Genomic DNA, 22,760 nt, shown 5'->3' on the forward strand with positions numbered 1-22,760 from the left:
AATAACCATACTACAACTACGAGGAAGAGTGAAGGAGTGAATGGAAATTGGAAGGAACGATTTATATTAAAATGCGCAATCGCTTAAAAGTGTCTCCTACGTATGAAGTAAAGCTGAGCGATGTTGCTCAACTTGCCGGAGATTCTTTGGTAGTTGAGTCGTTACAAAATGAGATAGTCTACAAAATAACAGCGCATGATAAAACACATGTTGTAATTGATGTTATGAAAGTGATTGAGATTATTCAACAAAAAGCGGCTCACATACAAATTAATTTACTTGGTTCTGGACAAACTCTTGTTGAAATTATATACGAAAAAAAGAAAGTGCATCCGGTTTTCTTCGGACTTGTATGGTTGTTACTTTTCATTGGAGCGGCCCTTGCAATCATTTATTTCCATGAAGATGTAAGTATGCAACAAGTACACCAACGGTTATATTACATGATTACTGGAGAATTTAAGGCGCAACCACTTTTATTTCAAATTCCTTATTCATTAGGTCTTGGATTAGGTATGGTCTTATTTTTTAATCATGTATTTCAAAAGAGAATTAATGAAGAGCCGAGCCCGTTAGAAGTTGAGATGTTTCAATATCAGCAGTCGCTTGATCAATATGTAATTGTGCATGAAAACAAGGATAATATGAAACAGATTGCTGATGATTGAGTGTGCATTTGTTATATTAATTGGTTTAGCTGGAGGGATTGCAGTAGGTAGCGGATATGTCGCGTTTTTAGCTGTACTTGGTATAATCCCGCGCTTGGCTCAATTAACGAGAAGTGGAAAGCATATTCAATATTTTGAGTGGGCGGTCATTGCAGGTACTTTAACAGGGGCTTGGTGTAGTTTGAAAAATATTACATTTCAAACGTCGCAATATTGGCTCGTAATATTAGGGATATTTTGTGGCACATTCATTGGAATGCTCGCTGCGGCGTTAACGGAAGTATTAAACGTTTTACCTATTTTAGCGAAACGAGTAAGGGTAGAGGGGAAAATTGTTGTTTTACTGGTTGCTCTTGTACTTGGGAAAGTAATAGGCTCGTTGTTTCACTGGATTTATTTCGTAAAGTAGGAGGCAATATATATGGCAGGGCGAAAATTGAAGGACGATTACATAAATAAAGTGAAGGAGTACCATCCAAAACCGAACTATTTCATAAATTGTGTGAAGGCATTTCTTGTTGGTGGACTCATTTGTACGGTGGGAGAAGTGTTGATGAAATTTTATATACATTACTTTCACTTTAGTGAGCAAGAGGCAGGAAACCCTACAGTTGCAACTCTTGTTTTACTATCAGCGATTTTAACAGGGTGTGGTGTATATGATAAAATCGGGCAGTTTTCTGGAGCGGGATCAGCAGTACCAGTTACTGGATTTGCGAATTCTATGGCGAGTGCCGCACTAGAACATAGGAGTGAAGGGATTGTTCTAGGAATCGCTACTAACATGTTTAAGCTTGCAGGAAGTGTCATTGTATTTGGAGTCGTCGGTGCATACATTATCGGGTTAATAAGATATACATTTCAAATTTTAATGTCTTAAAGGAGGGGTGGGTATGAGATTGACAGGAAAACAAACGTGGGTATTTCAAAATGATATCTTCGTGAATGCAACTGGTACTGCTGTCGGTCCGAAAGAAGCTGAAGGCCCTCTTGGAAAGGATTTTGATATTTCATATTCTGACTTACATTGCGGAGAGGAAAACTGGGAACTTGCTGAACGAAGGTTAATGTCAGACTCGATTCAACAAGCGATGCAAAAAGGGAATATAAAAAAATCGCAAATTGATTTCTTTTTAGCGGGAGATTTATTAAACCAAACAGTGACAGCAAATTATGTTGCTCGTGAGTATGGTATTCCTTTTTTAGGGATGTTCAGCGCTTGTGCGACGTCAATGGAAACTTTGGCGATTGGATCAGCTTTTATAGATGGTGGATTTGCGAATCGTATTTTAGCTACAGTAAGTAGTCATAATGCGACGGCTGAAAGACAGTTTCGTTCCCCAACAGAATACGGAGGACAAAAGCCAGGGACAGCAAACTCAACTGTTACTGGAGCAGGATCAATATTGATTAGCAATGAGAAGAGTGCAATTAAAATAACAGCAGCAACAATCGGCAAAGTACAAGATTTAGGAATTGCTAATCCTTTAGATATGGGATCAGCGATGGCACCAGCTGCTGCTCATACAATTCAACAGCATTTTGAAGATTTGAGAAGAAGTGCAGCTGATTATGATCTTATTGTTACTGGTGATTTATCAGCTGTTGGGACACCAATTGCGAGACAACTTTTACTTGAGGAAGGATATGATTTGGGGAATGTATACAACGATTGTGGATTAATGATTTACAATTCAAATCAAGAAGAAGTGTTTGCAGGGGGCAGTGGTTGTGCTTGTTCAGCTGTTGTAACATACGGACATTTATTGCGTGAAATGCAAAAGGGGAATTTACAACGAATTTTTGTCGTTGCAACTGGAGCTCTATTAAGTCCCATGATGATGCAACAGAAGGAAACGATTCCAACGATTGCGCATGGTGTTGTGTTTGAAAGTGTTAAAGGAGAGTGAATTGTGGATTTTATATACGCATTTCTTGTAGGAGGAGCTATTTGTGTAATTGGACAAGTGTTGCTAGATTTCGCAAAGTTAACACCGGCACATTTAATGGCAACTTTTGTAGTCGCCGGAGCTATTTTAGACGGATTCGGATTGTACGATAAGCTTATAAAATTTGCAGGTGCAGGGGCAACGGTCCCTATTACAAGTTTTGGACACTCACTATTGCACGGGGCAATGCATGCGGCAGAAAAACATGGATATTTAGGAATTGGAATCGGTATGTTTAGCTTAACGTCTGCGGGGATTTCAGCAGCGATATTATTTTCATTTTTTGTTGCACTTATATGTAAACCGAAAGGATAAATCAAATGAGACGAAGGGTTGTTTTGGTCACAGATGGAGATGAATATGCAAAGCGGACAATTGAGCTGTTAACAAAGGAATTTGGGGGAAGGTGTATTTCGGCATCGCAAAGTAATCCGACCAAATTGACAGGGAAGAAAGTCGTTGAGCTTATTATGCAAACGCCATATGACCCTGTATTTGTCATGTTTGATGACAGCGGATTTATAGGAGAAGGATCTGGTGAAAAGGCGTTAAAGTATGTCGCAACACATAAACAAGTTGATGTACTGGGTATTTTAGCAGTAGCATCTAATACACATCATTGGGAATGGGCGCGTGTAGATGTAAGTGTAGATCGGAATGGGAATTTGACAGAATACGGCGTTGATAAATTTGGACTCCCAGATGGTGAAGTTGGCAGGATTAGTGGGGATACGATTTATTGTTTAGATGGTCTGAATGTTCCTGTCATTGTGGGGGTCGGTGATATTGGTAAGATGTGTGGAAATGATGAATGGGAGAGAGGATCACCTATTACTAGAAAAGCGATTCAATTAATTTTGGAAAGGAGTGGGTTTTATGACGAAGCCTAAAAAAGTGAATATCCCAATTTCATCTTTTTTAAGTGATAATGAAAATTACTTAAAGCAAACAGTTGGACTGGGTGTTACATACGATGTTGGTATTCGTAAATTTCAAATTTTAAATAAAGAAATTGGTGTGTTATTTGTAAATGGACTTTGTGATACGAATTATATTATCCCTATTTTAGAAGAAGCGGTGGATACAAATGAAATAAGGGATGTAGAAGAAGATACAGTAAAGCTTTTAGAGAATCGTTTAATTCATCAACAAGTAAGTAAAGTGAAAACGATGGATGATGTAATGCTCCAAGTATTATCGGGACTCATTGTTATATTTGTGGAAGGTGAAACGGAAGCGTTCGCAATAGATGTTCGTAGTTATCCGGGCCGGACGCCGACAGAACCAGATACAGAAAAGGTAGTGCGCGGTGCAAGGGATGGCTTTGTTGAAAATATCGTTGTAAATACAGCGTTAATTCGTAGAAGAATACGCGATCCACGTCTTCGAAATGAAATGATTCGAGTCGGAGATAGATCGCAAACGGATATTTGTATTACATACGTTCAAGATGTTGCAAATCCAGATTTAGTAAAGATTATAAAACAAGAATTAAATAACATTGATGTAGACGGGATTACGATGGCGGATAAAACAGTAGAAGAATTTGTAGTTAAACAAGGTTATAATCCATTCCCGCTTATTCGATACACAGAAAGACCAGATGTAGCAGCAAATCATCTATTAGAAGGACATGTGTTAGTACTCGTTGACACATCACCAAGTGTTATGATCACTCCAACAACATATTTCCACCATTTACAGCATGCAGAAGAGTTTAGACAAAATCCAGCTGTAGGTACATTTTTACGTTGGGTACGTTTTTTAGGTGTTATATTTTCGCTGTTCTTACTGCCATTTTGGTTAGTTTTTGTTTTTAATCCAACTCTTTTACCGGAAAGTCTTGCTTTCATTGGACCGAATAAAATGACGCATTTACCGATTTTATTACAAATTTTGATGGCGGAAATCGGGCTCGAGTTTTTAAGGATGGCTGCCATTCATACACCGACATCATTGTCGTCTGCAGCAGGATTAATTTCAGCTATATTAATTGGTCAAATTGCAATTGATGTGGGTTTGTTTGTACCAGAAGTTATTTTGTATGTAGCAGTTTCTATGATTGGAGCATACGCTACGCCAAGTTATGAGTTAGGGCTTGGGAATAAGATTGGAAAATTGTTTGTAATTATTTTAACAGGCATATTTCATGAAATGGGATTTGTCATTGGAATGACGATATTGATTCTATTTTTAACATCTATCAAAAGCTTGCAAACACCGTATTTATGGCCGTTTTTACCGTTTGATTGGGGCGCGTTAACGAAAATTTTACTTCGTCCAACTATGTCTAGTTTAAAGGTTCGTCCAAGTATTGTAAGACCTCAAAATGTGCGAAGACAAAAATAAGCGGGGTTATGCTCCTGCTTATTTTTTATTGAAAATTTATTATTTTTTTAACAAAAATCAAACATTTTTTTTGTACAATTAGAGTAGATATTGTGTATGAAAGGGGAAGAGGACATGATTAAATTATTTGTAAGTGATTTAGATGATACGCTCGTTTACAATGTGAATCATATGCAAAAAGAAGATGAACGAGCGCTTTGTTGGCTAGCTGAAAAAGGGACAAATATTTGTTTTGCCTCTGGCCGTTTTACTCACCGAATTGATGAGGCGGTAAAAAGGTTTTCGTTCCCGTATTACACAACTAGTTTAAATGGAGCGACAATGATACTACCGGATGGAAAAGTATTTCATGAATCGAGTTTTGAAGATGGGGTTGCCCAGGAAATATATCGATATATACATAAAAAGGGACTAGCAGATATTGTTTGTGCAAATGAGCAGCGATATACAAAAAGGAAGAATGAACATCATCATACTTTTGAAGAGTATATGGGAGTGCATATTGCTGAAATCGAAGAACTAGAAGAGGAATTTGGGAAGACTGTACATCCTGCGAAATTATTTGTTTTTGGAGAAGAAGAAAAAATTGTAGCATTAGATCAAGAGTTGCGAGATACATTTCATAGCGAAGCGGAAGTCTTTATATCGGGTAAGCGCTATGTTGACATTATGCCAAGAGGTGTAAGTAAAGGAAGCGCTCTGAAGCGATTAATGGAACATTTACAAATTGAAGCAAATGAAGTTGCATGTATTGGAGATTCTTTCAATGATATTTCTATGTTTGAAGTAACCCCGCACTCCTTCACCCTCCATCATGCTCATCCGTATGTGAAGGAGAAAGCAAATCATGTTGTTCGTTCGGTTGAAGAAGCTATTATGAAATTACCGTTACTTGTATAAAAAAGAAGCTCGTCACTGGCGAGCTTCTTTTTTACTTGAATAAAGATTTAACGAAATCAATGATACTAGAGAAGAAATCTTTTACTTTATCTAGGAAACTTTGTCCTTCTTCAGATCCTAAGAAGGCAGACACATGGTCTTTTGCTTTATCTAATTGACTACCAACTTGGTTCCAATCGATATTAAGATTTTTCATTTTATCAAATAACGATACTAAGTTATCCAACTGTTCATCTGTTAATGTAATGCCAAGTTGATCAGCAATTTTTTTAATTAATGAACGTAAATCTTCAGTTGTTTTTGGCTGTTCTTTTGCAATTTCTTCTTTAATTTTTGCAACAAGTTGAACTGCTTTGTCTTCACCGATTTTATCACCAAGTGTTGCTGTTTGTACCATTTCTTCATTGGCTACTTTTTTAACATCTTCTGGAATCTCTTTGTTCGATGTTGTTTCATAGGCCTTCATTAAACCTGTTAAAGCAGCAGTTCCGGAAACTTTAAATGGTGCAGTAATTTGAATCTCTGCATCTTTCACACCTGCTGTAATAAGTGCATTTGTGTACATTGCATCTGTTATCGAATTAATGTTTTTTGAGCGTACAATGAGACCTGACCCTGGTTTTGTGTATGTAATCATAGAAGAGGAAATTGCTCTTGTACCAATTTGTGCTTTTGGAACAATTCCTTCTAGAAATTTATGTTCTTCCGCATTAGACACAGTGATGATTGTAGCATCTTTTGGTGCTTTCATTTCTTTTAACAGCTCTTGTTTTTGTTGTTCAGATAAGTTTTCTCCTAGTGTAACAATTGATTCTCCCTCAATGATGTCTGCAAATGAAGCTGTTGGCATAATAAATACGGCTACAGCTAATAGCAGAGCTAGTAATTTCGCTTTCACGAAAAATCGCTCCCTTTCTCTTTCTGAAATTTTCGGGCAACACAGTTATTATAGTATATTTTTTAAATTTGTCACCTAGCTTTTTCCACATTTCGAAAAAGAAGTATGCAGATTGTCGGATTCTTTTTGTTTCTCGTCATGAATATGGTAATATAGTGCTGAGATAGTTGAAAGGAGACATATACATATGAAAACTTTAGGATACATATTAATGGAAAATGGCGAAAAAATCGATTTAGAATTTTACCCAGAAGAGGCACCAAAAACAGTAGAAAACTTTAAGAAATTAGCAGAGCAAGGATTTTATGACGGTGTGACATTCCACCGCGTTATTCCTGGCTTCGTAAGCCAAGGTGGAGACCCAACAGGAACAGGTGCAGGTGGCCCAGGTTACTCTATTCCATGTGAGACTGATGGAAATCCTCGTAGACACCTTGTTGGATCACTTTCTATGGCACATGCTGGTCGTAATACAGGTGGTAGCCAATTTTTTGTTGTTCATGAGCCACAACCGCATTTAGATGGCGTACATACTGTATTCGGTAAAGCAACAAGCGGTATTGAAACGGTATTAAACATGCGTCAAGGCGATGTAATGAAAGAAGTTAAAGTTTGGGAAGAATAAGTTGTGAGAAAAAGAGAGCGATTTTGCTCTCTTTTTTTTATTTCCTATAAACAGGAATTGGTATATATTTTAAAGTATATGACACAAATAGGACGGCTACTAACGTTAAATTATATTGTTCATGAGAACACACTTTTAACAAAATACATAGGATGGAGTACGAATTATATGCTTCAATAAATGTGATGAGAAAGGGATTCTCCTTTTAGTTCCTATACAATATTGTCTCTTTTTTGAGCGGTGTAATAGAAAGAAATAGCGTGGAAACATATATTTGACTTTCTTCTTAACGCTTTGTATGATTATCAAGTTGTTTCAGCCTCTTCTCACTCTGGTAAAAATATTGTAGAATGAATGTGATATGAAAAGAGTGATTGATGGGATAAATAGTTTGTAACTTTTGTAAGAAGGGATAAGGGTTATGTTAATTCGTTTTAAAAAAAGTTATGAAAAAATTGCAATGGGGCTTCTTTCATTTATGCCAACTGAAAAAGATGTGAAAAAATTACAATTGACAATGAAAGAGTATGAAGCGAAAGAGGATTGGCAATTGTATTTGTGGAAACAAAATGAAGATTTTGTTGGGATAATGGGGATTATAAAAAAAGAAGATCAGGTATTGGAAATTCAGCATTTGAGCGTGAATCCGTCTCACCGTCATATGGGGATTGGGACGAAGATGGTTCAAGAGCTTAAGAGTAAATTTCTTGAGTTTACAATTTGCGGAAATGAGCAAACAGCAAGTTTTTGCAAAAAGTGTAAAGAGCTTGAACAAAATATACATTCATGAAAGCAGGGATAAGTAGTTTATTATCTCTGCTTTCTTTTTTGTAGTTGTTCGTGTCGTTCAGAAATGACTTCTGTTCGATCACGCAATGTGTGCTTATTTATGATGTATTCACCAGGAATGAAATTCACATCTTTCCAAGAGAGGTTTTGTTTCTTACATAACTGTATGCATTGTTTTTCTAACGATGCGTCTAATAAGGGTAAAAATAACGGCGCGAAAAATTCCTTTTTGTGGATAGATTGTAACCTTTCATTTAATAAGAATATAAGTTGTTTATGATCTATTCCTAATTGATGTAAAGATGTACTGTTCTTTTCTAAAAGTGCTATTGCGCTTTTTATCATCTTCTCTGCACCATTCCAGTTGGATCGTCTGTGATGGTATAAGGAAACAGCAATTTGAATGAGACCGACTAAGTAAGTGTCGCGTTCTCCTCTAGGTTTTAATTTCCAATACTCTTCTAATATTTCATGACATTCAAAATAATCACAGTCTCCGTGAAAATGAATTAAAAATTGTATGTACTCGGTAGGATACATTTTTTTCGCTCCTGTCTAACGGTTATATGTACAGTTTATCATAGAAATATTAACAATAAGCGACTAGGGAAGTATCCCTAGTCGCTTTATTGCTTCATATTAGCAGAAGCAAGCTGCTCCTACAATGATTAGTAAAATGAACAGTACAACAAGTAATGCGAACCCACCGCTAAAACCACAATCAACGTGCCCCATAGTTTTTTGACCTCCTACATTGTTCTTACTACATTGTTATCATATGAAGCGGTGGGCATTATGACATGGGCATAGGTCTATTTTTAATTAAATTTCTTAAAAAGGTTGGATAGAACATGAGTATGCTCTATACTTATGGTGTTATAGAAAAAATGTGGTGGGATGCTTTGTGCAGTATAATTTTAAAGTAGAGGCTTTTGAAGGGCCTTTAGATCTATTGTTACACTTAATACATCGTTACGAAATCGATATATATAATATTCCTGTAGCGGAAATTACAGAGCAATATCTATCTTATGTCCATACGATGAAAGAATTACAATTAGATGTTGCCAGTGAGTATTTAGTAATGGCTGCAACGTTATTACAAATTAAAAGTAAAATGTTGTTACCGAAACAAGAAGAAGATGTACCTGATAACGGTGAAGACTTTATAGATGACCCCCGTCAAGAATTGATGGAGAGGTTAATTGAATATAAGAAATATAAGCAAGTTGCTACTGAGTTAAAAGAAAGAGAACAAGAAAGAGCACAGCTATATACACGTCCGCCAATTGATTTTACATCATTTCAACAAGAAGAGGAGACAAGCTTACCTCTTGATGTTACGTTATATGATATGTTAGCGGCATTTCAAAAGCTAATGCGTCGTAAAAAAGCAAAGACTCCCGTAACAACGCGAATTACTCGCCAAGAAATACCAATTGCACAGCGAATGACTGATATTCTACAACAGTTAGAAGTAAGAGGCGGTCGTCAAAGTTTTTATGATTTGTTTGCTGATGAAGAACGTGAAATAATGGTTGTAACATTTTTAGCGGTTCTTGAGCTAATGAAAAATCAACAAATCATAATTGAGCAAGAACATAATTTTGATGAAATTTTCGTATCAAGCTCTAATAAATCCGTATAGAGTTGGTATGTGAAGATGGGATAGAAATATTTTATCTTATGTTAGGTTTTAATGTATCGTTTGGAACGAGAGAAGAAATATTGAACCGAACGCATTTACTGTGATTCGGTTTTTTTATGTGTATTTTTTATGGGAAATAGGAGGAAGGAGTTCGTAAAATGGATAGAAAAGAACAAAAAGCGATTATTGAAGGGATTTTATTTGTTGCAGGTGACGAAGGGATTTATCCGGAACAGATAGCTAAAGTTCTGGAAGTTGAAGTGGAAGAAGTAATAAACAGTATAGAGGAAATGCAAAAAGAATGTGAGGGATCGAATCGCGGTCTGCAAATTGTGCAATATGCAAAAATGTATCGTTTTGCAACAAAGAAAGAACATGCTGCATACTATCAAAAATTAATAGATACCCCAACAACGGCGTCACTGTCTCAAGCAGCTCTTGAAACGTTGGCAATCGTTGCGTACCGTCAACCGATTACAAGGACAGAAATGGAAGAGATTCGAGGAGTGAAAACAGACAAGGCATTACAAACGTTAGTTTCACACTTACTTATAAAAGAAACGGGAAGAGCGGAAGGACCGGGGCGCCCTATTTTATACGGAACGACGAAAGAGTTTTTAGATACGTTTGGATTGAAAACATTAGATGATTTACCACCTCTTTCGGAAGAAAATGAACAAATGAATGAAGCAGATTTATTCTTTGGTTCTTTACAGGAATTATCAAAATAAAAGCTTAGCATTTTGCTAAGCTTTTTTTGTATATCAATTACAGAGCGTGCCATACTAAATGAAAAAAGGAGACGAGCTATGAAGGGTGTACGGAGTATTCTATTGTTGGTTTCTGTTTTATTATGTTTTTCGTTAAACAGCGCATCGGCTAAAAGATATATGATGTCTATTCATACTGCGTCTTCTATACATATGCATCGGCAACATTTCGGTAAAATGAAAGTGAGTTTTTTAAAAGTTGGACAAGGTGATGCGACACTTATTACATTGCCAAATGGTCAAACGATGTTAATAGATGGGGGCCCTTATGAAGCGGGAGAGGTTATTATTCAAAAACTAATTGAAAAAGGAATTAATCATTTAGATGTGATTGTAAGTACTCATCCTGATATGGACCATATAGGAGGGCTTATTCCAATTGTAGAACAAATGCCAGTTTCACTCGTATTAGATAGTGGGAAAACATATAGTTCATTTACTTATCATACGTATCGGAATAACATTAAAAAAAGGGGCATTCCTTTCATTTCAGTGAAGGAAGGACAATACATACCGCTAGATCCACATGTTTCTATACAAGTATTGAACAATGGTAAATCAAAAGACGAGAATAACGAGTCCTCAATTGTGTTAAAGATTCGATATGGTAAAGCGGACTTTTTATTAATGGGTGATGCTGATATACGGACGGAAAATGAAATATTAAAGCAATTTGATGTACATGCAGATGTATTAAAAGTTGGGCATCATGGCTCGTATACTTCAACGAGTGAAACATTCTTAAAAAAAGTAGATCCACAATTCGCTATTCTTTCGTACGGGAGTAGAAATCCGTATGGGCATCCTCATCAAAGTGTAGTAAGACGATTAAAACAGCGTGGTATAATGATATACAGAACAAACAAGCGAACTGTGGAAATAGAAACAGATGGTGAACATATTACTATGGGGGCAAGCGGCCTTATGCCATTACTTAAGTAACTAATTATATAAGAGGGTATTATCCATTTTGGAAAAAATGGATAATATATATTATAATGAAAAAGAAATCAATTTCCTTTTTTCGCTGAACGAAGAGGAAATTTCATTAGAATGTATAGACAACTACTTGTGTGTATATTAAGATGGAATTAGGCGAATAAGGTAATAATAATAAGTAGGTATTTCATGGGAAAGGATCGATGAAAATGAAAACGCAAGTTGTCATCAATGCCAAAATTTATACAGGTAAAGAAGTAGTGGAAAACGGATTTATTCGTTACACAGAAACAGTTAAAGAAATTGGTTTGATGGCTCAATATGTATCACAAGAAAATGAAACTGTGTTAGATGCGGCAGGAAAGATTGTGATTCCAGGTATGATTGATGTTCATATTCATGGTGGATACGATATTGATGCGATGGATGCAAATAGCGATGGATTAGTAACTCTTGGTAAAGAAATGTTAAAAGAAGGAGTTACAACTTACTTCCCAACAACAATGACACAAGCTCCAGAAGCGATTGAAGCGGCGCTACTTGCTGCAAAGGAAGCGAAAGATAAAGGAGCACATTTCGAATATATTCACTTAGAAGGACCATATGTTTCAAAAAAACGTGCGGGTGCACAACCACTTGAACATATTGTTCCTGCGAGTATCGAGCAATTTAAACAATGGCAGGAAGCAAGCGGTAATCTAATTAAATTAGTAACATATGCACCGGAAGAAGAAGGTGCGTTAGAGTTTGAACAGTATCTTGCTGAAACAGGTGTTGTTGGCACAATGGGGCATACAGATGCGATTGATGCACAACTGAAAAATAGAAAAATTACACATGCAACACATTTATATAACCAAATGCGTGGATTACATCATCGTGAACCAGGAGTTGTTGGTCATGTGTTATTAAATTCAGATGTAATGGTTGAAGTAATTACAGATGGTATTCACATTCACCCTGATATGGTGAAATTAGCGTATAAATTAAAAGGGCCGAAAAAAGTAAGTGTCATTACAGATGCAATGCGTGCAAAAGGTCTTGAAGAAGGATTATATGAACTTGGCGGACAGCCAGTACATGTAAAAGATGGCAGTGCCCGATTAGAAGATGGAACGTTAGCTGGTAGTATTTTGAAAATGGATCAAGCTTTCCGAAATGTAATTGAATTTACAGGATGTTCAATCGAGGATGCTGTGTTGATGACATCAGTTAATCAAGCAGAAGAATTTGGATTAAATAATAAAGGCGCGTTAGCGGCAGGTAAAGATGCAGACTTTGTTGTTATGACTGAAGAATTACATGTATATGATACGGTTCGTTTAGGAATTCATATGAAGGAAGGGAAGTAATAAGATGAATATTCTTGTTGTAAAAACTCCAGAAGAATTAGCAGAATCAGGTTATAAGTTAATTAAAGAGGTTGTAAAATCAAAAGAAAATCCAACTTTAGGAATGGCTACAGGAAGCTCTCCATTAGGTATTTATGCAGAAATGCGAAAAAATAAACTTGATACAAGTCATACAACCACTGTAAACTTAGATGAGTACGTAAATTTACCACACGAAGATAAAAACAGCTATCACTATTTCATGCAAGAACAGTTGTTTGATCATCTTCCATTTAAACAAACTTATGTACCGAATGGGATGGCAAGTGATTTAGAGGAAGAGTGCAAGCGTTATGAAGGCATTCTAGTAGCTAACCCAGTTGACTTACAGATTCTTGGAATCGGTGAAAACGGTCACATCGGATTTAATGAGCCAGGAACACCATTTAATTCTCCAACTAACATTGTAGAATTAACAGAATCTACGCGCCAAGCAAACCTTCGCTTCTTTGAAAATGAAGAAGATGTGCCGACTCATGCGATTACAATGGGAATTGGAAGTATTATGAAAGCAAAACAAATTCTACTTGTTGCTATGGGATCTAAAAAGGCAGAAGCTATTAAAGAGTTATTGCAAGGTGAATATAGTGAGGCGTGTCCTGCTACAGTTCTACAACGTCATCCGAATGTAACCGTAATCGCAGATCCAGAAGCTCTATCTTTATGCAGTGAGGCGATTGCTGATGAACATCGACAAGTATTCACCATTTCCGATCTATTATCAGATTCAAGAGTGGGTGAAACAGCTAATTGAGGAAGGTGAATGGAAGCCGGGAGATAAAATTCCATCTGAGAATGAACTTTGTGATAAGTTCGAAGTGAGTCGTATGACAATCAGACAGGCGATTAATAACTTAGTGGAACAAGGTTATTTATACCGGAAACGTGGGATTGGAACGTTCGTCCAACTTCCGAAAGTGGAGCAAAAGTTGCAAGGAATGACGGGGTTCACAGAAGATATGATTTCTCGTGGTATGAAACCGAGCAGCCAGTTATTAAGTTTCCGCCTAGTTCCAGCTACTGCTAAAATAGCAGACCGGCTAAGAATACAAGAGGGAGAATCGGTTTATGAAGTGAGGCGTACGCGTTTAGCTGATGACGAACCGATTGCATTTGAGACGACATATTTGTCGCCAACTCTTGTGAAAGATATTAACGAAGAAATATTGCAACAATCTTTATATGAACATTTAGAGAAAAAACTGGGCTTTAAGCTTGTTCGCGCTACTCAATCAATTGAAGCTTCAATTGCAACGGATAATGAAGCTGAACATCTGCATATTCCTAAAAAGGCGCCTGTACTTGTAATGCGTCAATGGTCATATTCAGAAGGTGAGTTACCGTTAGAGTATGTGAAATGTATTTATCGTGGGGATCGTTACAAGTTTATTACGAACATCGCACGTAACAAGTAATATATTTCAGTTTGTGAAGTACAGTGAACTTTGATGTTTTCAACATGTAAAGAAATAAAAATACGACTCATCCTTATAAGGATCGAGTCGTATTTTTATTTGCTTCTTCATTATAACCAAGTACTTGGTTAACGGCATCTTTGACAGCATCTACTACATAGTGAGCGTGCTCTTTTACCGCATCATCAGCTTGAGACATAGCAAAACTATGAGGAGTTAAAGAAAACATTGGAATATCATTGTAAGAATCCCCTATGCACGCAACCTCCTCTGGTTGTATTTGAAACTCTTGTAATAAAACAGAAATAGCAGAACCTTTACTAATATTTGGTGGCATTACATCTAAACATTGTTCAGCTGAAATGAAAGTACTAACTTTTCCATGGAATTTTTCATCGATCTTTTTTTGAAGGAGTTGTAAGTTTTCTTTTGTTCCACCGATAGAAATTTTATTTGGAAAAATTGTATCATCGATTTTCTGTAATAAATTTGGTTCTTCAACAGAAGTCATTGCTACTTGTTTTTCGAGTTCATGAATAAAAGGTGTCTTTTCTTCAATATAGTAATTATGCTCATCACTTACATAACGGAAATAAGGGTCTTGATTTGTCATAGCTAGTAAATCAGGAAGAATGCTGGAATCAAAATTTGCGGATAATAGTTGCTTATTTTCATTAGTGTATACAAACACACCATTCACACTAATGCGATGGAAATTTGTATTTACAGCCTTCATTAAGTCTGCGATTTCATTATCAAGTCGCCCGGAAGCGAAACAAAGAATAACATTTTGCTCAGCAAGACTGCGAAGTGCCGCAACATCCTGTTCATCAATCAGACCTCCATGCTGCATCATTGTACCGTCAATATCACTTACAAACATTTTAATCATGTTGCTATCTCCTTTCTATGTACAGTTGCTCTTACATTATACGCATCATATACAAACATGTCTAAAAAATGAATTTTTATCAAATGGTAGATGTTTTACATTGACGACAAAGAAGAATGTTCTGTAACATAAAAGTAGGCTATTTAAGTACGAGGGTGGTGTTATATGAGTAATTATCTAGAAATTAAAAAAGTTTTAAATAATAATGTCATCATTGCTAGCCATCCTGAACACGAGGAAGTAGTAGTGATCGGTAAAGGAATTGGATTTGGAAAAAAGGCTGAAGATGTGTTGGAGCAAGAACAAATTGAGAAAATGTTTGTTTTAAAAAATGAACGTGATCGAGAACAATACAAACTTTTAGTGCCGCATGTGAGTGAAAAGCTAATTGAATTGATGAATGATATTATGTTATACATTCAAGAAAAAGCGGAGTCTCCATTAAATGAACATATTCATATCGCTTTAACAGATCATATTTCTTTTGCAATTAAAAGGCTGAAACAAGGACTTACAATAGATAATCCTTTTTTAGTTGAAACGAAAATGCTATATCCAGAGGAATATGAAATTGCTGAAGGAGTTGTGAAACTTTTAAATTCTCGTTTGCAAATTACATTGCCAGAAGGAGAAGTTGGCTTTATCGCACTCCATATTTATAGCTCGCTTACAAACTCTGATTTATCTTCTGTTAATCAAAATTCTCGTCTTATTGCACAACTTGTGTCTTTAATTGAGACAAACCTACAAATTACTTTAGACCAAGAAAGCATTCATTATTTACGCCTTATTCGCCATTTACAATATGCTATTGAACGGGTGAAAAAAGGAGAAAAAGTAGAAGAAGCACAAAGTTTTGCTGATTTATTAAAATTAGAATATCCAGTTTGTTACAATTTGGCGTGGAAGCTAGTCAAAGTAATGCAGAACGAATTACAACTTCCTGTTTATGAAGCGGAGAGTATTTATTTAACGATGCATTTACAACGATTAGTGAAAGCAGAACATGTGTAAAAAGACATATATTTTTGTCTAAAATGAAAACGTTAAAAAAAATGATTGAATCGCTTACAATAGTTATGTATAATAACTATTGCAAAGTTATACAAAATTCGACAAACACATTAAGGTAAATAACGAAAACGTTTGCTTTAATTATAGTGAACTTATACGTAATCCTATTTTTGACACGTGTTACTGATTCGATCAGGCATGAGTGGAGAAAAGTTGGGAATGTAAGCTAAAGAAAGGGACATACTACCCTTTGTATAGCTATCGTTCTATCTTTTTTTTCCTCATGCCTTTTTGGCGTTTGTCGAAAAGTATCAATATAGATAAGAGAGGAAGGGTTTCCATGTTTAAGAAGATCTTTGGTGTTCTTCAAAAAGTCGGAAAAGCGCTTATGCTTCCAGTAGCGATTTTACCGGCAGCAGGTATTTTACTTGGATTTGGTAATGCATTTCAAAATCCACAACTAACAAATGTTATCCCTGCTTTAAAAGCAGATTGGTTCGTAATGGTTGCAAAAATTATGGAACAATCTGGCGATATTATTTTCGCTAACCTTGCGCTATTATTCGCAGTTGGGGTAGCGATCGGTTTAGCTGGTGGAGACGGAGTAGCTGGTTTAGCAGCGTTCGTCGGATACTTAATTATGAACAAAACGATGAGTGTGTTCTTAGAAGTAGATAAACTAGTGAAAGTAACAAGCACTGGAACAGATCCAGTAAAAATTGGATTTTCAGATCCAGCATATGCAAACGTATTAGGAATTCCAACGCTGCAAACAGGAGTGTTTGGTGGTATTATCGTCGGGATAGTAGCGGCATATTGTTATAATAAATACTTCAACATTGAATTACCATCATACTTAGGTTTCTTTGCAGGTAAGCGTTTCGTACCAATCGCAACTGCAACATTCTCTTTAGTGGTAGGTATTATCATGTGCTTCATTTGGCCATACATTCAAGGTGGCTTAAATACGTTCTCACATCAAATGATTGATGCAAATAGAACGATAGCAGCATTTATATTCGGTTTAATTGAACGTTCATTAATTCCATTTGGATTACATCATATTTTCTATTCACCGTTCTGGTTCGAATTCGGTCAGTATACAAATGCAGCTGGCGAATTAATCCGTGGTGACCAAAAAATCTTTATGGCACAGTTAAAAGACGGCGTAGAATTAACAGCAGGTACATTTACAACTGGTAAGTATCCGTTCATGATGTTCGGTCTTCCAGCAGCAGCTTTAGCAATGTACCATGAAGCACGTCCAGAAAATAAAAAATTAGCAGCTGGTATTTTAGGATCTGCTGCATTAACATCTTTCTTAACAGGTATTACAGAACCGCTTGAATTTTCATTCTTATTCGTAGCACCAGTATTATTCGGAATCCATGCAGTATTCGCTGGTCTATCATTTATGACAATGCAAATTTTAGGTGTTAAAATTGGTATGACATTCTCTGGTGGTTTAATTGACTTCATATTATTCGGTGTACTACCAGGTCGTACGGCATGGTGGTGGGTAATTATTGTTGGTCTTGTACTAGCAGTTATTTACTACTTCGGATTCCGTTTTGCAATCCGTAAATGGAACTTAAAAACACCTGGTCGTGAAGAGGCAACTGCTAATGAAGGCGCAGGGAAAACAGAAGCAGGAGAACTTCCACGTGAAGTATTAGTAGCACTTGGTGGTAAAGAAAATATTGCTTCGTTAGATGCTTGTATTACTCGTTTACGCGTTCAAGTTAACGAACAAAAAAATGTAAATAAAGACCGCTTAAAAGAGCTTGGAGCAGCCGGTGTACTTGAAGTTGGAAATAACATTCAAGCTATTTTCGGACCGAAATCTGACACATTAAAATCACAAATTCATGATATTATGTCAGGTCGTACACCTCATGTTGAAAAAGAAGCGCCTGTAAAAGTGGAAGAAGCTCCTCAACAGGTTGATGAAAATGAAACAATCGTTTCACCAATTGAAGGGAAAATCTTACCGATTACAGAAGTACCTGACCAAGTATTCTCAGGGAAAATGATGGGAGATGGATTTGCGATTGAGCCAACAGAAGGAACAGTAGTTTCTCCGGTTAATGGTGAGATTGTAAATGTATTCCCTACAAAACATGCGATTGGTATTCAGTCTGAAGGCGGAAAAGAAATTTTAATCCACTTCGGTATTGATACTGTAAAATTAAATGGTGAAGGCTTTGAAGCGCTTGTAGCACAAGGTGATAAAGTGAAGCAAGGACAACCATTATTAAAAGTAGATCTTGCATTTGTAAAAGAAAATGCACCATCTATTATTACACCAATCGTCTTTACGAATTTACAACAAGGGCAACAAGTCGAATTGAAAAAAGATGGAAATGTTAAGAAGGGCGAAAACGCTATTATTGACATTCAGTAGGAATTTGACGCAAAATGTTTATAATTATAATAGGCGATGTGGTTGACCGAACATCGCCTATTATATACAATAGATGATGTAGTACTCACGTCTATACAACTAAAAAAATACTGTATTTGAAGGAGATAAATTATCATGGAAAAAATCTTTAAAGTAACTAGCGACTCAGGAATTCATGCTCGTCCAGCAACTCTACTTGTAAACACTGCAAGCAAATTTGGTTCTGACATTAACTTAGAGTATAACGGAAAAAACGTTAACTTAAAATCAATCATGGGTGTTATGTCTTTAGGAATTCAACAAGGCGCGGAAATTAAGGTCACTGCAAATGGTGATGATGCAGCTCAAGCACTAGCAGCTATCGAAGAAACTATGAAAAACGAAGGATTAGGAGAATAATGACTCTTAACATTCAAGGGATCGCTGCATCAAGTGGGATTGCTATTGCAAAGGCTTTCAGACTTGAGAATCCTGAATTTAACATTGAAAAGAAATCAATTACAGACGAAGCTGCTGAAATTGCACGCTTAGACGCTGCGCTTGAGAAAGCAAAATCTGAACTAGAAGCTATTAAGGACCATGCTTTTGCTGAGCTAGGTGCTGATAAAGCTGCTATCTTTGAAGCACATTTATTAGTATTAAATGATCCAGAATTAGTAAATCCAGTAAAAGATAAAGTAAATGGCGAAAAAGTAAATGCTGAATTTGCAATGGATGAAGTTGCATCAATGTTTATTTCTATGTTTGAAAACATGGATAACGAATACATGAAAGAACGTGCTGCGGATATTCGCGACGTAACAAAACGTGTTCTTGCACATTTACTAGGAATTAATTTCTCAAATCCTGGTACAATTTCTGAAGAAGTAATCATCATTGCTGAAGATTTAACACCATCTGATACAGCTCAGCTAAACCGTGAATATGCAAAAGGTTTCACAACTGATATCGGTGGACGTACATCTCACTCTGCAATTATGGCTCGTTCTATGGAAATTCCAGCTGTTGTTGGTACGAAGGTTGTTATGGAGAAAATCCAAAACGGCGATATCGTAATCATTGACGGTTTAGATGGAGAAGTAATTGTAAACCCATCTGAAGAAACTCTTCGTTCTTTTGAAGAAAAGAAAGCGAAATTTGAAGAGCAAAAAGTTGTATGGGCAAAATTAAAAGACCAAGCAACTGTAACAAGTGATGGACATCACGTTGAGCTTGTTGCTAATATCGGAACACCAAATGATGTACAAGGTATTATCGATAATGGCGGAGAAGGCGTTGGTTTATACCGTACAGAATTCTTATACATGGGCCGTGACAATCTTCCAACAGAAGAAGAGCAGTTCGAAGCGTATAAAGCAGTTCTTGAAGGTGTAAAAGAAGATCAACCAGTCGTTGTTCGTACACTTGACATCGGTGGAGATAAAGAGCTTCCATACTTACATTTACCAAAAGAAATGAACCCATTCTTAGGATACCGTGCAATTCGCTTATGTCTTGATGAGCAAGATGTGTTCCGTACACAACTTCGTGCATTACTTCGTGCTAGCGTATACGGTAACTTAAAGATTATGTTCCCAATGATTGCAACTCTTGATGAGTTCCGTCAAGCGAAAGCAATCTTATTAGAAGAGAAAGAAAGACTTGTTCAAGCGGGTACAACGATTTCTGATTCTATTGAAGTTGGTATGATGGTTGAAATTCCAGCTTCAGCAGTATTAGCAGATCAGTTCGCAAAAGAAGTTGATTTCTTCTCTATCGGAACAAATGACTTAATCCAATACACAATGGCTGCAGACCGTATGAACGAGCGTGTAGCTTACTTATACCAACCATATAACCCATCTATTTTACGTCTTGTAAAAATGGTTATCGATGCTGCTCATAAAGAGGGCAAATGGGCTGGTATGTGTGGTGAGATGGCGGGAGATTCACTTGCTATCCCATTATTATTAGGCTTAGGTTTAGATGAGTTCAGTATGAGTGCAACATCTATTCTTCCTGCAAGAACACAACTAAGCAAGTTGTCAAAAGCAGAAATGGAAACATTAGCAGAAAAAGCATTAACAATGTCAACTGCTGAAGAAGTTGTTGAATTAGTTAAAAGCATATAATAGTAAAAAACCTGAGTCGATTCGAAATCGATCTCAGGTTTTTTTGCTACATATACCTTAGGTGATTTTATTGTTTAAACTTATCTTAAAGAGCAATTGCGATAACATCTTCTGGGCAAACACGTAAAATCCCTTCAAATCTATCGTCATTACGATTGTTTCCATTCTTATCATCTTTGTTGTTGTTGTTGTTGTCTTTGTCGTCATCTTTTCTTAATGCAGAGAATAGAGCAATACCGTTACAGAACCCCTCAAAAACTAAATTGCGGAATGTTCCATTTCCTTTTAGTTTAAGAAGCGAAATCTCAGTGCCTATAGAAAGATGTGCAAGCACGTTACATACAGCATGTCGTTGTGGTCTAATTTCTTCTTTCTCTTTCTCACGATGGTTGTGGTTGCGCTCTCTTTCATGATGATGACAGTCTCTAAAGTTATCACAGCATCCAAATGATCCAAACATAATCCTCATCACCCCCTTCACACTTATAATCTATGTAAGTTCGTTACTTAGTGACTGGACAGATAATGGAAATTTTTCTAGGGGATTTTCTCATTTTAAATGACTAGATGGGTAATTAGTATGGAATGATGTTTAAAATAGGGGAAATGTCACAAAAAAATGTAAAGACCACCGAAATGAATGAAATAGGTAGCCTTTACACTTTTTTGCTTTTATATAAAACGATGATATATACAGGAAGAGCTAAGAGTAGTGGTGCAATGGATCGTGCAGTATGTTTTTCTGCTTCTAATTGTAACGCTTCTTCTTTTGGGAATTGTAACACTGATATGTTTGCAGCATCGCCAATAAAATATAGCAGTAGTACAGTTACTATGTAACTTAAAAGTGCGATAAAGCTTCCGTATGAACTCAATGAAAATCCCTCTCTTGTTATCTATTTGTTATCATTGTATCACAATTGTAACAAAAACACACGGTTATATTTCAACGATTTAACAAATTTCGACATAAAACGTCATATTTGTTTATAGGGATAGCATAAAAATTACGATTTCTCTATGTATAGATGTCGAATAATACATTGTAATATTACGGATGTGTGACAGAATATAAAAAAACGAAGGTAATGAAATTACCTTCGTTTTTTTTATTATTCCGCCCATTCACTCACTTGTTCTACGCTCATGCGCGGTGCAGGATGACCTTTTAAAGTTGATTCACCAATTGTAATAAGCATAATTGGTACGTAACGAGATGAAACATTAAATTCTTCCATTAGTGCTTGAGGGTTGAAACCACCAATTGCGCAAGTATCCCAGCCAGTTGCTTTAGCAGCAAGCATAAGTTGCATTGCTGCTAAAGCAGCATTTGAAAAGGCAGCATCTCGTGGGTATTGCTCACGAGTATATGCAGATTCAATGTTTTTAGCTAAGCGCTCTTTAGCTTCTTCTTTCATAAATCCTTGTTCTACAATTGGACCGTAAACAGGTTCAACATTTTTATATGCTTCTAAATCACCTAAAATAGCGACTACGGCAGAAGCATCAAGAATTTGTTGTTGGTTATAAGCAATTGGGTGTAATCGTTTTTGTACGTCTTCGCCTTGGAAAACAAGGAATTTCCAGTGTTGCAAGTTCCAAGCAGAAGGTGCTTGAGCAGCTGCTTTTAAAATTTCGTGTAATTCTGTAGATGAAATTTCTTTTTCAGGGTTGAATGCACGTGTAGATGTGCGTTCATATAAAACGTTAAAAAAGTCACTGTTTGTCATTATATATCCTCCAAATTACATAGCAGCTTAATTTAAAATACATGTAATATATTCTACTTACATTTTGTAAGTTATTGAATTTAAGAATATAATAACTTTATTTTAATTGTCAAGTTTTAAGTAATAAGGAGGGCATTCATACAAACGATACAATTCATATAATCATAAACTAAAAAAGGAATTTCTAGAATAGATAAGCGAAGATAACATTCTCAATTAGCTTGTTAATATGTATCCCTCACTAATCGGATTTTTTTTGAGAACAATC

27 protein-coding genes are annotated in these 22,760 nt (G+C 36.2%); 20 read left to right on the forward strand and 7 right to left on the reverse strand.

Annotated features, from left to right (window positions below; all coding sequences use genetic code 11):
* Window positions 1-47: 47 nt before the first annotated feature.
* The 8 genes from ACE38F_RS08600 to ACE38F_RS08635 all read left to right on the forward strand — a co-directional run bounded on the left by ACE38F_RS08600 (window position 48) and on the right by ACE38F_RS08635 (window position 5,866).
* Entirely contained in the window at window positions 48-668 is a 621-nt protein-coding gene (locus ACE38F_RS08600) for a stage V sporulation protein AA (RefSeq protein WP_341305932.1), read from the forward strand.
* Window positions 661-1,077, forward strand: coding sequence for a stage V sporulation protein SpoVAB (gene spoVAB, locus ACE38F_RS08605; protein WP_341307929.1), 417 nt, complete (start codon window positions 661-663; stop codon window positions 1,075-1,077). Before ACE38F_RS08600 ends, spoVAB begins: the two co-directional genes overlap by 8 nt.
* A 12-nt stretch (window positions 1,078-1,089) precedes the next feature.
* On the forward strand, window positions 1,090-1,548 hold the full coding sequence (spoVAC, locus tag ACE38F_RS08610) for a stage V sporulation protein AC (RefSeq protein WP_215554074.1): 459 nt from the start codon (window positions 1,090-1,092) through the stop codon (window positions 1,546-1,548).
* 13 nt (window positions 1,549-1,561) lie between these two features.
* Complete coding sequence (gene spoVAD, locus ACE38F_RS08615) at window positions 1,562-2,578, forward strand: stage V sporulation protein AD (protein WP_375369472.1); 1,017 nt, start codon at window positions 1,562-1,564, stop codon at window positions 2,576-2,578.
* 3 nt (window positions 2,579-2,581) lie between these two features.
* Complete coding sequence (spoVAE, locus tag ACE38F_RS08620) at window positions 2,582-2,932, forward strand: stage V sporulation protein AE (protein ID WP_002014916.1); 351 nt, start codon at window positions 2,582-2,584, stop codon at window positions 2,930-2,932.
* A 5-nt stretch (window positions 2,933-2,937) separates the two neighbouring features.
* A complete protein-coding gene (gene spoVAEA, locus ACE38F_RS08625) occupies window positions 2,938-3,507 on the forward strand; it encodes a stage V sporulation protein SpoVABEA (protein ID WP_002111611.1) in 570 nt (189 codons plus the stop codon).
* On the forward strand, window positions 3,494-4,966 hold the full coding sequence (spoVAF, locus tag ACE38F_RS08630; protein WP_044442741.1) for a spore germination protein SpoVAF: 1,473 nt from the start codon (window positions 3,494-3,496) through the stop codon (window positions 4,964-4,966). Before spoVAEA ends, spoVAF begins: the two co-directional genes overlap by 14 nt.
* 96 nt (window positions 4,967-5,062) lie before the next feature.
* Window positions 5,063-5,866, forward strand: coding sequence for a Cof-type HAD-IIB family hydrolase (locus ACE38F_RS08635; RefSeq protein ID WP_375369471.1), 804 nt, complete (start codon window positions 5,063-5,065; stop codon window positions 5,864-5,866).
* Between the two features lie 31 nt (window positions 5,867-5,897).
* Here the strand turns inward: ACE38F_RS08635 and ACE38F_RS08640 are convergent, their stop codons facing one another.
* On the reverse strand, window positions 5,898-6,764 hold the full coding sequence (locus ACE38F_RS08640) for a DUF1002 domain-containing protein (RefSeq protein ID WP_215554071.1): 867 nt from the start codon (window positions 6,762-6,764) through the stop codon (window positions 5,898-5,900).
* A gap of 187 nt (window positions 6,765-6,951) precedes the next feature.
* Here ACE38F_RS08640 and ACE38F_RS08645 point away from each other — a divergent pair, with 187 nt between their 5' ends.
* Together ACE38F_RS08645 and ribT are read left to right on the forward strand one after the other, a co-directional pair.
* Complete coding sequence (locus ACE38F_RS08645) at window positions 6,952-7,389, forward strand: peptidylprolyl isomerase (RefSeq protein WP_002160618.1); 438 nt, start codon at window positions 6,952-6,954, stop codon at window positions 7,387-7,389.
* Window positions 7,390-7,810: 421 nt separating this feature from the next.
* Window positions 7,811-8,179, forward strand: coding sequence for a GNAT family N-acetyltransferase RibT (gene ribT, locus ACE38F_RS08650; protein ID WP_215554070.1), 369 nt, complete (start codon window positions 7,811-7,813; stop codon window positions 8,177-8,179).
* 20 nt (window positions 8,180-8,199) lie between these two features.
* On the opposite strand, the gene ACE38F_RS08655 is transcribed toward ribT, so the two are convergent.
* Together ACE38F_RS08655 and ACE38F_RS08660 are read right to left on the reverse strand one after the other, a co-directional pair.
* Window positions 8,200-8,718 (reverse strand): DUF309 domain-containing protein, encoded by a 519-nt coding sequence (locus ACE38F_RS08655; RefSeq protein ID WP_078172872.1) that lies wholly within the window; start codon window positions 8,716-8,718, stop codon window positions 8,200-8,202.
* A gap of 99 nt (window positions 8,719-8,817) precedes the next feature.
* Entirely contained in the window at window positions 8,818-8,913 is a 96-nt protein-coding gene (locus ACE38F_RS08660) for a YjcZ family sporulation protein (RefSeq protein ID WP_000510194.1), read from the reverse strand.
* A gap of 169 nt (window positions 8,914-9,082) precedes the next feature.
* Here ACE38F_RS08660 and ACE38F_RS08665 point away from each other — a divergent pair, with 169 nt between their 5' ends.
* The 6 genes from ACE38F_RS08665 (at window position 9,083) to phnF (ending at window position 14,341) form a co-directional block, all read left to right on the forward strand.
* Window positions 9,083-9,826, forward strand: a complete 744-nt coding sequence (locus tag ACE38F_RS08665) for a segregation/condensation protein A (protein WP_002145923.1) — start codon at window positions 9,083-9,085, stop codon at window positions 9,824-9,826.
* 158 nt (window positions 9,827-9,984) lie between these two features.
* The gene (gene scpB, locus ACE38F_RS08670; RefSeq protein ID WP_215554068.1) at window positions 9,985-10,557 is read left to right on the forward strand and encodes an SMC-Scp complex subunit ScpB; all 573 of its coding nucleotides are present in this window, start codon (window positions 9,985-9,987) and stop codon (window positions 10,555-10,557) included.
* Between the two features lie 78 nt (window positions 10,558-10,635).
* The gene (locus ACE38F_RS08675; protein ID WP_375369470.1) at window positions 10,636-11,538 is read left to right on the forward strand and encodes a ComEC/Rec2 family competence protein; all 903 of its coding nucleotides are present in this window, start codon (window positions 10,636-10,638) and stop codon (window positions 11,536-11,538) included.
* A gap of 206 nt (window positions 11,539-11,744) precedes the next feature.
* Window positions 11,745-12,887, forward strand: a complete 1,143-nt coding sequence (nagA, locus tag ACE38F_RS08680) for an N-acetylglucosamine-6-phosphate deacetylase (RefSeq protein ID WP_375369631.1) — start codon at window positions 11,745-11,747, stop codon at window positions 12,885-12,887.
* 4 nt (window positions 12,888-12,891) lie between these two features.
* Window positions 12,892-13,680 (forward strand): glucosamine-6-phosphate deaminase, encoded by a 789-nt coding sequence (nagB, locus tag ACE38F_RS08685; RefSeq protein ID WP_215554067.1) that lies wholly within the window; start codon window positions 12,892-12,894, stop codon window positions 13,678-13,680.
* The gene (phnF, locus tag ACE38F_RS08690; RefSeq protein WP_078172874.1) at window positions 13,610-14,341 is read left to right on the forward strand and encodes a phosphonate metabolism transcriptional regulator PhnF; all 732 of its coding nucleotides are present in this window, start codon (window positions 13,610-13,612) and stop codon (window positions 14,339-14,341) included. Before nagB ends, phnF begins: the two co-directional genes overlap by 71 nt.
* A gap of 73 nt (window positions 14,342-14,414) precedes the next feature.
* Here the strand turns inward: phnF and ACE38F_RS08695 are convergent, their stop codons facing one another.
* Window positions 14,415-15,233: a Cof-type HAD-IIB family hydrolase gene (locus ACE38F_RS08695; RefSeq protein ID WP_085312282.1), complete on the reverse strand. Its 819-nt coding sequence runs from the start codon at window positions 15,231-15,233 to the stop codon at window positions 14,415-14,417.
* A 165-nt stretch (window positions 15,234-15,398) separates the two neighbouring features.
* Between ACE38F_RS08695 and glcT the strand changes: the two genes are divergently transcribed.
* The 4 genes from glcT to ptsP all read left to right on the forward strand — a co-directional run bounded on the left by glcT (window position 15,399) and on the right by ptsP (window position 20,762).
* The gene (glcT, locus tag ACE38F_RS08700; protein WP_002033914.1) at window positions 15,399-16,247 is read left to right on the forward strand and encodes a glucose PTS transporter transcription antiterminator GlcT; all 849 of its coding nucleotides are present in this window, start codon (window positions 15,399-15,401) and stop codon (window positions 16,245-16,247) included.
* A gap of 340 nt (window positions 16,248-16,587) precedes the next feature.
* Window positions 16,588-18,651 carry a PTS glucose transporter subunit IIABC gene (gene ptsG / locus ACE38F_RS08705; RefSeq protein ID WP_215554066.1) on the forward strand — a complete coding sequence of 688 codons (2,064 nt, stop codon included), beginning with the start codon at window positions 16,588-16,590 and terminating at the stop codon, window positions 18,649-18,651.
* A 135-nt stretch (window positions 18,652-18,786) separates the two neighbouring features.
* Complete coding sequence (ptsH, locus tag ACE38F_RS08710; RefSeq protein WP_002033915.1) at window positions 18,787-19,050, forward strand: phosphocarrier protein HPr; 264 nt, start codon at window positions 18,787-18,789, stop codon at window positions 19,048-19,050.
* On the forward strand, window positions 19,050-20,762 hold the full coding sequence (gene ptsP, locus ACE38F_RS08715) for a phosphoenolpyruvate--protein phosphotransferase (RefSeq protein ID WP_341305942.1): 1,713 nt from the start codon (window positions 19,050-19,052) through the stop codon (window positions 20,760-20,762). Before ptsH ends, ptsP begins: the two co-directional genes overlap by 1 nt.
* An 85-nt stretch (window positions 20,763-20,847) precedes the next feature.
* On the opposite strand, the gene ACE38F_RS08720 is transcribed toward ptsP, so the two are convergent.
* From ACE38F_RS08720 to ACE38F_RS08730, 3 genes are all read right to left on the reverse strand, one after another.
* Window positions 20,848-21,222, reverse strand: a complete 375-nt coding sequence (locus ACE38F_RS08720) for a DUF3915 family protein (RefSeq protein ID WP_375369469.1) — start codon at window positions 21,220-21,222, stop codon at window positions 20,848-20,850.
* Between the two features lie 196 nt (window positions 21,223-21,418).
* A complete protein-coding gene (locus ACE38F_RS08725) occupies window positions 21,419-21,637 on the reverse strand; it encodes a hypothetical protein (protein WP_002088422.1) in 219 nt (72 codons plus the stop codon).
* 237 nt (window positions 21,638-21,874) lie between these two features.
* Window positions 21,875-22,492, reverse strand: coding sequence for a nitroreductase family protein (locus tag ACE38F_RS08730; RefSeq protein ID WP_375369468.1), 618 nt, complete (start codon window positions 22,490-22,492; stop codon window positions 21,875-21,877).
* Window positions 22,493-22,760: the final 268 nt, after the last annotated feature.

Origin of the sequence: Bacillus altaicus, from assembly GCF_042136375.2 — a bacterium.
GTDB lineage: Bacteria > Bacillota > Bacilli > Bacillales > Bacillaceae_G > Bacillus_A > Bacillus_A cereus_U.